This is a genomic window from Acinetobacter sp. Ac8 (assembly GCF_055392545.1).
Map to the genome: position 1 here is coordinate 1,408,186 of NZ_AP043689.1, position 13,162 is coordinate 1,421,347.

At 40.1% G+C, this 13,162-nt stretch carries 8 protein-coding genes; 5 read left to right on the forward strand and 3 right to left on the reverse strand.

Annotated elements, in window-relative coordinates; all coding sequences use genetic code 11:
• Positions 1 to 15: 15 nt before the first annotated feature.
• From nudC to dnaQ, 3 genes are all read right to left on the reverse strand, one after another.
• Positions 16 to 774, reverse strand: coding sequence for an NAD(+) diphosphatase (gene nudC, locus ACZ5QH_RS06770; protein WP_034614261.1), 759 nt, complete (start codon positions 772 to 774; stop codon positions 16 to 18).
• Complete coding sequence (locus ACZ5QH_RS06775) at positions 774 to 2,417, reverse strand: chemotaxis protein (protein WP_303576436.1); 1,644 nt, start codon at positions 2,415 to 2,417, stop codon at positions 774 to 776. Before ACZ5QH_RS06775 ends, nudC begins: the two co-directional genes overlap by 1 nt.
• Positions 2,418 to 2,544: 127 nt before the next feature.
• Complete coding sequence (gene dnaQ, locus ACZ5QH_RS06780; protein ID WP_224965080.1) at positions 2,545 to 3,966, reverse strand: DNA polymerase III subunit epsilon; 1,422 nt, start codon at positions 3,964 to 3,966, stop codon at positions 2,545 to 2,547.
• A gap of 215 nt (positions 3,967 to 4,181) precedes the next feature.
• Between dnaQ and ACZ5QH_RS06785 the strand changes: the two genes are divergently transcribed.
• From ACZ5QH_RS06785 to ACZ5QH_RS06805, 5 genes are all read left to right on the forward strand, one after another.
• On the forward strand, positions 4,182 to 7,460 hold the full coding sequence (locus ACZ5QH_RS06785) for a LysM peptidoglycan-binding domain-containing protein (RefSeq protein ID WP_303576437.1): 3,279 nt from the start codon (positions 4,182 to 4,184) through the stop codon (positions 7,458 to 7,460).
• A gap of 72 nt (positions 7,461 to 7,532) precedes the next feature.
• Entirely contained in the window at positions 7,533 to 9,383 is a 1,851-nt protein-coding gene (locus ACZ5QH_RS06790) for an extracellular solute-binding protein (RefSeq protein ID WP_303576438.1), read from the forward strand.
• 104 nt (positions 9,384 to 9,487) lie between these two features.
• Positions 9,488 to 10,558 (forward strand): microcin C ABC transporter permease YejB, encoded by a 1,071-nt coding sequence (locus ACZ5QH_RS06795; RefSeq protein ID WP_004722041.1) that lies wholly within the window; start codon positions 9,488 to 9,490, stop codon positions 10,556 to 10,558.
• Complete coding sequence (locus tag ACZ5QH_RS06800; RefSeq protein WP_034614280.1) at positions 10,558 to 11,574, forward strand: ABC transporter permease; 1,017 nt, start codon at positions 10,558 to 10,560, stop codon at positions 11,572 to 11,574. Before ACZ5QH_RS06795 ends, ACZ5QH_RS06800 begins: the two co-directional genes overlap by 1 nt.
• A complete protein-coding gene (locus ACZ5QH_RS06805) occupies positions 11,546 to 13,141 on the forward strand; it encodes a dipeptide ABC transporter ATP-binding protein (RefSeq protein ID WP_270386183.1) in 1,596 nt (531 codons plus the stop codon). Before ACZ5QH_RS06800 ends, ACZ5QH_RS06805 begins: the two co-directional genes overlap by 29 nt.
• The last annotated feature ends 21 nt before the right edge of the window (positions 13,142 to 13,162 follow it).

A 13,162-nucleotide genomic window follows, 5' to 3' on the forward strand; every position in this document is an offset into this window, starting at 1 on the left:
ATGTCTCAATTAAGATCAGTCTTTATGCATTGGTCTATTGTGAATTACATGTTCAATCATGGCATGGGCGATACTGCCACTAAAAGGCGTTTCGGGTAGCTGATCAAACTTAAAGAACTGAGCCTCACTAATTTCTTCTTCTTGCAAGACGATTTCACCAGATTCATATTCAGCCTTAAAGGCCAACATAAGATTACTTGGAAAAGGCCAAGGTTGGCTGGATAAATATTGGACATTTTTGACATGTAGACCAACTTCTTCCAACGTTTCTCTTTTAACCGCTTCTTCCAGTGTTTCACCAACCTCAACAAAACCCGCAATAAGACCATACATCTTGCTTTTATTCTTAGCATTTTTTGCCAATAGAATTTCGTTATCGCCACGCGTAATCACGGTGATAATACACGGTTGTACACGCGGGTATTGATGATAACGACAGCTAGGGCAGACCATGGCATATTCAGTGGGATGAACCTCGGTTTCGTGACCACAGTGGCTACAAAACTTATGGTTTCTTCGCCACTCTAGCAACTGTACTGCACGACTGGCTTGTTCAAACTCAGATTTGGTCCATTGTGAAATCAATTGACGAATCGGGATCAGTTGATATCCCGCTGGAATTTGATCTTCGATAAATAGATCTCGGGCAATAATCTGATCACCCGAGTTAAAGCTGATATCACTTGCTAACTTTTCAACTTTAGGCAGTTGTAAATTTTCATCCACTAAAAGTTGTTGATGGTGAAAGATATATGCAAGTGATAATTCTGACATTAGGCTACCGATTTTAAATTTTGACTACTTGTTAATGCTACATCAAACATGGCTTGTAAAACAGGTTGTTTATTTTGTAGATTTTCAATCATCATGTCTGCACTGGCTAAAACATCCAGCAGTTTATTGACTTGCGCAAGGCTAAACACATGTTCTTTGTTAAGACCCGTTTGAATAAACTCCGCAGAGAGTAGCAATGCTTTTTGACCATCTTTTGCTGCAAGGAACAATAGCGCACCACCAATTTCACTTAATTGTGATGGAAGTTGGTCTAGGCTTGTGCTTTGAGGATCTTGTAAATATTGCACCAATGTTTGTGAGCTTAAATCAACCAGCGCTTTGGTCTCAGTCAATAATGCTGCATGTGCTTCATCTAGACGATCTAATGAAATCTGCAAGTTATTCACTTTTAACTGTAAACGACTCGATGTGTAATTACGCTCTAAGATACCAATCGAATTCATCGCTGATAAAATACTGTTCATCAACTGCTGCGCATAATTTTCATCTTTGAGCATGTTGTCTTGAGACAGTAGGTCAGCCTGTTGTTTCAGTCCGCTATAGGCTTCATTGAGATTCAAGACTTTAAATACATGCGCAAGATCGGTCAGTTTGCTTTTCAATTCTTGGGTTTTTTCATCACTCATATTTTTGTAGTTAAACTCAATATCATTACGGATTTGCGACATTTCGTCCGTAATCAGTTGGCTCACACTATGAATGGTTTCAAAGTCAGGGCCATATAAATGGCGACTAAATATTTGTAGTTGAGTGTCAGTCAGAATATCTTCGCCAACATTGATCTGTTCGCGGATGTGTTGTGATATTTCATCTTCTTGGCTGATACAAATACTTAGGATATTGGCTGTATCTAATAAAGATGGATTGAATCCGCTTAGATCTTTAAAGAATAAAGACATATTGGTTTCAATACTGATTAGCGTTCTGAGGCGTGTGTCATTGAGAATGATGTTTTCAATGTGATTTAAAGCAACTGCAACCAAAGCCCAATATTGTGCACTTGCTTGGCCTTTGGCTGCATTTGCCAAATAAGACCCAACCAGCTTGATGCCCTGTAAATCTAAATCTGTTTCTTGCTGTTTGAGCAGCTTGTGTAAGCATAATTTATACAGCTTATGTACATATACTGAATGTTCTAACTCAGGTGATTGCGGCAAGTTAAAATTCGGTGTTACACAGTCAAGCAGTGGAATAATCGCTTGGCCCTCTGGTGTCAACTCTAGACCTAAAGAAAGTTCTAAGCGATTTAAGGTGTCGTGCAAAAATTGTGGTGCTCTGACTTCACGAAGGCAAATAAACTCAATATAGCGTTTGAGCATGGTGGTGCCTTCACTCAAAGCGATGACTTCTTGAGTATTGATCTCATGTGGGTTTTGCATCACTTTACGCATCACCGCTGCTGAGAGTTGCGCAATTTTAGCAACATGCGGCATATCGATGAGCATCAGCACATTTACACATTGTTCAAATTGAAGCAAAGCATCATCAATACCGAAGGGTAAAGTTTGGTCTTCAACTAAACTACTGACAGCAGATTCTACCTGTAAAATTGAATTATCGACTTCTTTTTTAATAATAAGTAATGCTGTCGGATCAAAATGTATAGAGGTTTGGTAAGACATTGATCTGCACCTATCCTGGGTATCTGAATGTTTTATTTCATAGCCTCAAAATGAGGCTAATTTTCTAAGTTTTAATATAGCCGAAGAAGACCATCTTTACAGAAAAAATAGCCATCAATTTCAAATTTTATTTTGCAAAAATGCAGGCTTCCCCATGTTTTTCTTGAAATTGTTTGACCCAGTTCTCATGTGCTTCTAATTCTTCATCTGAAGGCAAAATGATTGGGGCATTGATTTCAATTTTTTTCCGAGTTGTATTTCTTTGCGCCTGATCAGTATGTGCAGAAAGAGCATCCATGTCAAAGGATACTTGGCCGCCTGTCATGGCGAGATAAACGTCAGATAAAATTTCAGCATCGAGTAAGGCACCATGGAAAGTACGATCTCGTTGCGGAATTTCATAACGGCGAACTAAGGCATCCAAAGAGTTCTTTTGTCCGGGATGTTTGCTTTTCGCCATCGCCAAGGTATCAGTCACTTCACATACTTCTGAGAGTGCCTGTAGACCACTGCGCTTGAACTCCATATCTAAGAAGTTCATATCGAAGCTTGCATTATGCGCAATAATTTCACTGCCTTTTAAGTAGTCAAATAAAACTTGCGCAATTTCGCTATATTTTGGCTTATCTTTTAAAAATTCATCGGTAATACCATGGATGGCTTCTGAGTCGCCAACTGGTTTTTCTGGATTAATATAGATATGAATCGAACTGCCAGTCAGTTTACGATTGACCATTTCAATTGCGCCAACTTCAACAATTCGGTCACTGTCCTGATAATAGAAACCGGTGGTCTCGGTATCCAGAATAAACTGTTTAGGACCATGTAACTGGACCGTCGCAGGTGTAATCACAATTTGTGGATGAATATCTCGCATTGCGGGTTGGCTCATTGCTGGCTCATCATTTTCATTGATATCTTGGTTAGATGGTTCTTCCATCTCAATTTCATGAGCTGGCATGACATCCTGCTGAGGGCTAATTTCTGATTCTATCATTTCATCTGATTCAATCAGGTCAAATCCAAAGGGATCGTCAAGCAGCCAGTCTTTTTCATGTTTTTTTTTATCATCATCCACTGCCAAGGGTTCAGTCAATTTGCTTGGCGCAGTGGTGTTTTTTTTTGCGTCGAGTATTTGCTGTGTACCTAAATTCGCCAATTGATCTGCCATTTCATTGCCCGCATGTCCAGCATGGCCTTTAATCCAGTTCCATTCAATTTCGCGACCTTGGCAGGTTTGATCGAGTTTTTTCCAAAGATCTGGGTTTTTTACATCTTTCCAGTTTTTCTTTTTCCACCCTTCAATCCATTCGGTAATGCCACGTTTTACATAGTTGGAATCGGTCCAAAGCACTAATTTTGCTTCGGTTGGGCAAAATGCGATCCCTTCAATGGCTGCGGTAAGTTCCATGCGGTTATTGGTTGTATCCAGTTCACCACCACACAACTTATGTTCTTCTGTTTCAGTGATGATATAAGCGCCCCAGCCACCAGGACCTGGGTTGCCTTTACAAGCACCATCGACATAAAGTGTGATTGTTTGTGACATAGTAATAACCAATGAAAGTGAATTAAGAGTTGAACATCGTGGTTTAAGAATTTATTGTATACGCAAATCGGCGTTTTCTACGCATGAACTGAGATTTTTTTAATTTCTTGTAACATTTGTATGCAATTCGCATTCAAAATTTGCCTTGTAAGCGCGTTTAGCTCTACTAAAATGGCAATGATAAAATAATTTACTAAATGTTGTTCGGAACTCTTATGTTTAAACCTACCACAATGGTGTGGCAACCTACTGCGACTGTTTTCTTTAAATTATCCTTATTAACATCTGCATTCGCAGCATTAGGGTTGACTGCAGGGTGTTCTTCGACGTCGACAACATCAAAAGTTCAAACATCAAAGTCAGCGGGCATGTTAGATGCCAGCAGTCTGGATTCTCTAGAAGATCTACTTTCTGCAACTGATATACGCGCGGTAGAGGGCGATCGCCTACTGATTTTAAAACATGGTGACGTCTGGAAGCGGATGTCAGTTGGTTTTAAAATGGATGAAAACCATTGGGATCCTCGTATCGATGCGCAACGGAGCTGGTTTGTTTCACGCCAACCTTATATTGACCGTCTCAGTGCCCGTGCATCACGTTATCTTTACCATACCGTGAAAGAAGCTGAACGTCGTGGTTTACCTACTGAATTAGCACTGTTGCCGATTATTGAAAGTTCTTATGACCCAGCAGCAACCAGTAGTGCCGCTGCAGCAGGGATGTGGCAATTTATCCCAAGTACAGGGAAAATCTATGGTTTAAGACAAACCAGTTTATACGACGGGCGTCGTGATGTGGTTGAATCAACACGTGCCGCTTATGAGTTTTTAGGCAGTTTATACAATCAATTCGGTTCTTGGGAGTTGGCTTTGGCTGCCTATAACGCAGGTCCAGGGCGTATTCAGCAAGCAATTAACCGTAACCAAGCTGCGGGCTTACCAACAGACTATTGGTCATTGCGTTTACCGCAAGAAACCATGAACTATGTACCACGCTTTTTAGCCGTGGCACAGATTATTAAAAGCCCATCTAAATATGGGGTGAGCTTACCGCCGATTGCCAATCGTCCGCACTTTAGAGAAGTTGCAGTTCCACCGGGCGTACAGCTCAATCAAATTGCTTCAATTACCAATTTAAGTCGTGCTGAATTATATGCTTTAAACCCTGGTCATCGTGGTGAGTTTGTTGATCCATCGAGTACCTTACGTATTTTGATTCCTGCGGATCTTAGTCCGACCATCGATGCAAAACTAAGAGCGTTAAAACCGGGTTCTGATAGCGGTTTATGGGCAAGTAATACTGCGCCAACCACAGCTACACGGACTTTAACGCCTACAGCGGTCACCTCGACAGTGACTCAATCGATTACACCAAGTAAAGCGACGCCACCTGCTTTAACAACAGCAAAAACCACCACGACAACCACAGGTTCATTGAGCACGCTCAAAAATACACCACAAGGCTCGGATGCATTAGCGCAATTTGCTGCCAATGCTGATATTCCAAGTGCGCCACGTATTCCTGTTGCTGTGACCAATGCAGCCAATGTGAAACCTGTTGCCGCAGAGCCGCCAATTTCTGCACGTGAAAAAGCACAAATTCTTGCCGCAGTAAAAGCTGAAGGTGAAAAAGAAACGGTTAAACAAGTTTTAGAACCTCAAGCCACCCAAGCTGAAAAAGAAGAAGTGGTTAAAGAGATTAAGGCGATTGCACCACAAGGGACAGAAGTGCTTGACCCGTATGATGGTAAAATTAAGCTGACTGCAATTCAAACCAGTCAATCGGTTGCAGAGGTTCAAGGTAAAGAAAATACGGTTGGATTCTCATATCCTAAAGGTTTAGCAGATACCACACCTGCAAACTCGGAAGAAGCCAAACTGAATCAAGATAAGAACTTTAAGAAAACTGAAACTGAAGTTGTGGTTGAACCACCAAGAGGTAAACGCAGTACTTATACCGTTTTGGCAGGGGATACTTTAGCAACGATCGCTTTAAAGAATGGCGTAAATTGGCGCGATATTGCCAAATGGAACCAAGTTGATCCAAACGGAACTTTATTTGTTGGGGCGACTTTGTATTTATATGATGCCAAACCACAAATTGATACCCCTGTGGTTTCTCGCAAAAGCACGGATTCAGCTCCAGCCAACTATGTGGTTAAACCAAATGACAGTTTAACCAGTGTGGCAAATCAGTTTGATTTATCTGTTTCACAATTGGCAAATTATAATAATCTGAATACCAACAGTAATTTATTTGTCGGTCAGAAATTAAAGCTTAAAGATGCTTCAGATGATAAATTATCTGAAATCAATAAAGCAGTGGTTCGTGCAGATACCTCTAAGCCTGTTGCTAAAATCAAGACCAAGGCTTATGCAGTTAAACGCGGCGAATATCTTAAAGTGATTGCCGATCGTTATGCTTTATCTGTACATGAACTCGCTGATTTGACTCCAGGGCTAGATACTTCAGGTAGCTTATTTGTGGGGCAAAAGATCAATGTACCACTCAATGAAGTCAATGAGCCAGAAGCTAAACTTGACTCTAAAGTGATTGATCAAAGTAAGTTTAAGAATGTGAAAGCTGAAACAAACTATAAAACTGAGAACTATAAAGTTCAAAGTGGCGACAGTTTATCCAGTATTGCAGTTCAGTCTAAATTAAGCTTGGCAGAATTAGCCGAGTTAAACAAAATTTCGACATCTAAAAACTTGCTTGTGGGTCAAATCATTAAGATCCCTGCTGGAACAACAACACCAGAAACCTATACTGTGCAATCTGGTGATAGCCTGATTGCGCTGGCAAATAAATATAATTTGCAAGTTAACCAAATAGCCGATTTAAATGGTTTAAAGAGCACATCTGGTTTGTTTGTTGGGCAGAAATTGAAATTGACTGGCACGCCTGAAACCAGCAGCAAAGAGAAAGCACAAGCGAGAAATGAGTCGAGATCAGAAGGCGCTAGCAAAGATATTCATGTGGTCAAATCAGGTGAAACACTGGCAAGCGTTGCAAAAAAATATAAACTGCAATTGTCTTATTTAAGTGAATTAAATGGTTTGTCGCGTAATCAGGCTTTGGATATTGGACAACGCTTAAAGCTTGATGGGGAATTACCCAGTAAATCCACGCTATCTAAAGAAAAAGAAGACCTAAAGGCGACTGCGAAAGCAACAGCTAAAGCTTCGAGTAAGAATACTGAAAGCTATGCGGTGAAGTCAGGTGAGTCGTTAAATGCGATTGCAAATCGTGTTGGCATGTCAGTTCAAGAACTGGCTGAATTGAATGATCTGAGTCCACGTGCGGGTTTACAACGTGGACAATCTATTCGTATTCCTAAAACAGTGACTGAATACAAAGTGAAAAGCGGTGATTCATTGATTCGTTTAGCCAGTAAATTTGGGATTGATACCAGTGCACTTGCTGAGATGAATGAATTAAAACCAAACGCATCATTACGCATTGGCAGCATTATTAAAGTTCCGAATCTTTAAGCGCCATTTTATTGGAGTGACGTTTAAAGCTTAACATTTCAAAAACTTTTTTGAATAAAGGAAAATAGGGGAATGCGCCTAAGTTTTGCATGTGTCAGCCCGATCGGGCTGGCATTGGGATTATGTGTTGCAAGCTTAAATGTTGATGCTGCTCTACAGACAACAGCATATATTGCTGTACATAATGCTCCACAGTATGACAAAGCTCAGGCGATGCCTTATGCCAATAGCAATGCACCGAAAGGCGGCTATATCAGTACAGCGAGTATAGGCACCTTTGATAATCTCAACAGTATGAATGGCAAAGGCAGTTCAACTGAAGGGATTAATTATCTATTTGATAGTTTAATGGATAGCTCACTGGATGAGCCGGGTGTGTTATATCCGCTTCTCGCTGAAAAAGTCACTTATGATCCTGTTAAAACCAAATTTGTTATTTTCCATTTAAATCCTAAAGCCCGTTTTAGTGATGGTTCACCCGTCACGGCTGAGGATGTTAAATTTAGTTTGGATACCATTCAAAGCAAAGCCAATCTAGGCTTTCAAATGTATTTGTCTGATTTAGCCAAGACTGAGGTATTGTCTAAATACCAAGTGAAAATGACATTTAAATCAGACCACAATGCAGATATGCCCTTTATTTTGGCAAAAATTGCGATTTATTCAAAAGCAGATTGGAAAAATAAAGACTATAGCAAAGTGACCTTGCAACCGATTTTAGGATCGGGACCTTATCTGATTGAGCGTATTGATTCTGGGCGCAGTATTAGCTATAAGCGCAATCCAAATTATTGGGCAAAGGACTTAGCCATTAATCGTGGTCGTTATAACTTTGATCGCATGAAATATGTTTATTATCGAAGCCCTGAAATCGCTTTTGAAGGGTTTAAATCTGGACAATATCGCTTTTATCAAGAAAAAAATGCCCGTAACTGGGTCACTGAATATAATTTTCCTGCGGTAAAACAAGGTTTGGTGAAAAAATATATTTCTAAGATTGAAACACCAGCGCTCACGCAAAGTTTGGTTTTTAATACCCGAAAGGCGCCATTCAATGATCTCAATTTTCGCCAAGCATTAACCTATGCTTATGATTTTGAATGGATCAACAAAGCATTGTTATATGGTCAAAATATTCGCTTGCAAAGCCACTTTCAAAACAGTGAGCTTGCTGCGACTGGAAAACCAAGCGCGAAAGAACTTGCAATTTTAACGCCTTATTTAAAGCAATTGCCCGCATTACAACGGCAAGGTGTATTGGCAGATTGGAAATACCCAGTTTCAGATGCCAGTGGTTTTAACCGACAGAATTTATTGATTGCACGTTCGATGCTATTAAAGGCGGGTTATCGTTTTCACAATGGACTATTGGTGGATAGACAAGGTCGCCCCATTCAAATTGAATTTCTGATTCATCAAGATGGTGCACTACGGACTTTGTTGCCTTATATTCGTAATTTAAAAAAACTTGGGATTCAGGCAAATATTCGTCAAGTCGATTTACCGCAATATACAGAACGTATGCGCCGTTTAGATTTTCAGATGACCGCTATCGATATGCCGCAATCATTAACACCGGGTGCTGAACAGGCACAGATGTGGGGTAGTAAAGCTGCCGATGAAGTGGGCAATTACAATTATGCAGGTGTTAAAAGTCCAGTGGTCGATCAGCTGATTCAACAGATTATTTACGCACCGAACCGTGAACAATTGGTGCTTCGTACCCGAGCACTGGATCGGGTATTACGTGCAGGCTATTATCAAATTCTGACTTATGGCAATGATAAAAACTGGTATGCTTATTGGAATATGTATCAGCAACCCAAAGTTAAACCAAAATTATCCCTCGGTTTAGAGTATTGGTGGGCAGATGCAGATCAAGCGAAAAAAGTAGAGCAATATTTAAAAAATCGAGCATTTTAAAAGCATAATTTCAAATCTTCATGGTTAAAACATCAGTGGCTCAACGTGAGTGATGTTTAAATTGACATATCTACTCTCATGAGGTCATAAGGAACATCGTTTCAATGGGCACATATATACTCAAAAGGCTGTTACTGATCATCCCGACATTGTTCTTTGTTCTCTTGATCAATTTTGTTGTGGTTCAAATTGCACCTGGTGGGCCTGTTGAACAAGCGATTCAACAAGCGGAAAACTTCCAAGGGGTCAATATGACTGCTGGGGGGCTATCATCTTCGGTAAATAACCATGAGTATCGTGGTGCACAGGGCTTAAGCGAAGATATGGTCGATAAAATCAAACAGCAATATGGCTTTGATCGACCTGCACATGAACGATTCTGGTTGATGTTAAAAAACTATTTAGCTTTAGATTTTGGCACGAGTTTTTTTAAAGATAAGCCGGTGACTGAACTGTTATGGGAAAAAATGCCAGTCACCATTTCCTTGGGTGCGTGGAGCACTTTTTTAATTTATTTAATCTCAATTCCTTTAGGGATTAAAAAAGCCAAACAACATGGCTTATTTTTTGATAAATCAACCTCATTACTTTTGGCTGTGGGCTATGCCGTTCCCGCTTTTGTATTTGCAATATTGTTGATCGTATTTTTTGCTGGTGGTTCTTATTTACAATGGTTTCCATTACAAGGCTTTGTTTCAGACAACTTTCACAGTCTCAATTTATTTGAAAAAATAGCAGATTATTTTTGGCACATGGCTTTACCTTTGCTGGCCATGGTGTTGGGAGGATTTGCAAGTTTAACCTATCTGACAAAATATTCATTTATGGAAGAGCTCAATAAGCAGTATGTGCTTGCGGCACGAGCAAAAGGCTTAACTGAAAATGATGTGTTATATAAACACGTGTTTCGCAATGCATTGTTGGTGATTGTTGCCGGCTTGCCTGAAGTATTGGTTGGGGTGTTCTTTGTTGGAAATCTACTGATTGAAATTATTTTTAACTTGGATGGCTTAGGCTTGCTGGGTTTTGAAGCCGTGCAACAACGTGATTATCCTGTGATTTTTGGTGCTTTGTTCTTTCTGACCTTATTTGGGCTGATTTTACGTTTAATCTGTGATGTGGTTTATCGTGTGATTGATCCGCGAATTGATTTTGAATCGAGAGGTGCAAAATAATGTCACCGATCATGCAAGCGCGAATACAGAAATTTAAGAAAAATCGCTTGGGTTTTGTCTGTTTCATCGTATTTATTGTTTTATTTATTCTTTCAATTTCTGCTGAATTTATTGCCAATGATAAGCCCCTATTGGTCAAATACGATCAGCATTATTACATGCCAGTTTTAAAGGCTTATCCTGAAACACATTTTGGTGGGGTCTTTGAAACAGAAGCTGATTATCGTGATCCTGTGGTTCAACAGTTGATTGATGAAAAAGGTTGGTCGATTTGGCCACTGGTTCGTTATTCCTACCAAACTCCCAATTTAGATTTAGCCGTTCCTGTTCCATCACCACCCACCGCACAAAACTGGTTAGGTACAGATGATCAAGGGCGTGATGTATTTACCCGTATTCTTTATGGTCTACGCATATCACTGTTGTTTGGTTTGGCATTGACACTATTTGCTGCATTTATTGGAATTATTGTTGGGGCGATACAGGGCTATTATGGCGGATGGGTAGATTTAATTGGGCAACGTCTGCTTGAAGTTTGGGGTGGTTTGCCGACTTTATTTATGGTGATCATCTTGGTCAGTATATTTACCCCGAGTGTCTATTGGCTATTTCTGATTATGTTGATTTTTGGCTGGACAGAGTTGGTCGGTATAGTGCGTGCTGAATTTCTTCGCGCCCGTCATTTAGATTATGTTCAAGCAGCACGTGCCTTAGGGGTGAGTGACTTGGTGATTATGTTCCGACATATCTTGCCCAATGTGATCAGTTCAAGTTTATCTCAACTTCCATTTATGCTGACTGCAAATATTACCGCACTTACTGCATTGGATTTTTTAGGTTATGGGCTACCACCAGATGCAGCCTCTCTTGGCGAATTATTACTACAAGGTAAAAATAATTTAAATGCGCCGTGGCTGGCTTTATCCGGATTTTTTACTTTGGCCTTGGTGCTATCTTTATTGATTTATATTGGGGAGGCGACACGCGATGCATTCGATCCAAGACGTCAAAAATGATCCATCTTTGTTGTTGTCTGTCCAACATCTGCATATTGAAAATCAGTGTAAAGAGGTGCTGGTCAATAACCTTAACTTTGATCTACATGTTGGGGAAACTGTTGCGATTGTCGGGGAGAGTGGTTCAGGCAAATCAATCAGTGGTTTGGCGTTACTTGGCTTACTTCCTGAAAATTTAACTGTGACTGGGCAAGCGTTATATGATGAGCAAAATCTATTGTCTCTTAATCAAAATGCGCAGTTGGCGATCCGTGGTAAAAAAATTGCCATGATTTTTCAAGAACCGATGACTGCACTCAACCCACTACACAAGGTTGAGCGGATTATTGGTGAGACTTTACTTCTAGACGGGATGTCCAAGGAAAAAGTCAGAAAACGTGTCTATGACTTACTGTGTGATGTCGGAATGGACGAACCTGAGGATAAGTTGAATCGTTATCCACATGAGTTATCAGGTGGTCAACGACAACGTGTTTTGATTGCATCGGTTTTGGCACAAAAGCCTGAAATTATTATCGCAGATGAGCCGACAACAGCCTTAGATGTCACATTACAATCGCAAGTTTTAAACTTATTACAACTGCTTATTCTAAACCATAAAATGGCCATGATTTTGGTTAGTCATGATTTGAATTTGGTACGTAAATATGCCAATCAGGTGATTGTGATGAATCAGGGGCAGGTTGAAGAAAAAGGCACAGTTCGAAATATTTTTCAAAACCCTAAAGCCAGCTATACCCAATATTTATTGGATCATGATTTTGGTGAAGCCAATGCTTTACCGCATAAACGTAATTTAGTTTTATCTCTACATCGTGTTGGGGTGAAATTTCCAATAAGAAAGGGCATATTTAATCGAGTTAAAGATTATTTTGTTGCCGTTCAACCGCTCAATTTACGTTTAGATCGCGCTGAGTCCATCGGCATTGTCGGAGAAAGCGGTTCAGGTAAAACCTCTTTGGCGCTGGCAATTGCACGACTGATACAATGCTCGGGCAATGTTTTTCTACTCAATCAAGATTTGAACAGATTGAGTCAGCGTAAATTACGTCCGCTTCGATCCAATTTTCAAATTGTATTCCAAGATCCGTTAAGCAGTTTAAATCCACGGATGACTGTCGACCAGATTATTCGAGAGGGCTTGGCACTACAACATCTAAAAGAAGCTGAAATGCTGATTCGTATCAATGAAATTTTAGACAAAGTAGAGCTCCCGATAACAGTCAAACAGCGTTATCCACATGAATTGTCTGGCGGTCAACGGCAACGTGTGGCTTTAGCGCGTGCAGTAGTATTACGCCCTAAATTACTGATTCTCGATGAGCCAACCTCAGCTCTTGATCGAACCACACAACGTGCGATTGTAAAATTACTGCGCCAGTTGCAACAGGATTATCAAATGAGTTATTTGTTTATTAGTCATGATTTACAGGTTGTAAAAGCACTTTGTCAGAAAGTTTTGGTATTAAAAGATGCTAAAGTTATCGAGTTTCAAGACACTCAAGCCTTATTTGATAAACCTTTAAATGACTATACCAAGCGATTAATTGCAGCGAGTCAGTATTAACGCTGTATAGATGGTTGTGGT

Coding starts and splice junctions, on each gene's coding strand:
- nudC (WP_034614261.1), bottom strand. CDS start 774: ATGTCAGAATTATCACTTGCATATATCTTTCACCATCAACAACTTTTA.
- ACZ5QH_RS06775 (WP_303576436.1), bottom strand. CDS start 2,417: ATGTCTTACCAAACCTCTATACATTTTGATCCGACAGCATTACTTATT.
- dnaQ (WP_224965080.1), bottom strand. CDS start 3,966: ATGTCACAAACAATCACACTTTATGTCGATGGTGCTTGTAAAGGCAAC.
- ACZ5QH_RS06785 (WP_303576437.1), top strand. CDS start 4,182: ATGTTTAAACCTACCACAATGGTGTGGCAACCTACTGCGACTGTTTTC.
- ACZ5QH_RS06790 (WP_303576438.1), top strand. CDS start 7,533: ATGCGCCTAAGTTTTGCATGTGTCAGCCCGATCGGGCTGGCATTGGGA.
- ACZ5QH_RS06795 (WP_004722041.1), top strand. CDS start 9,488: ATGGGCACATATATACTCAAAAGGCTGTTACTGATCATCCCGACATTG.
- ACZ5QH_RS06800 (WP_034614280.1), top strand. CDS start 10,558: ATGTCACCGATCATGCAAGCGCGAATACAGAAATTTAAGAAAAATCGC.
- ACZ5QH_RS06805 (WP_270386183.1), top strand. CDS start 11,546: ATGCATTCGATCCAAGACGTCAAAAATGATCCATCTTTGTTGTTGTCT.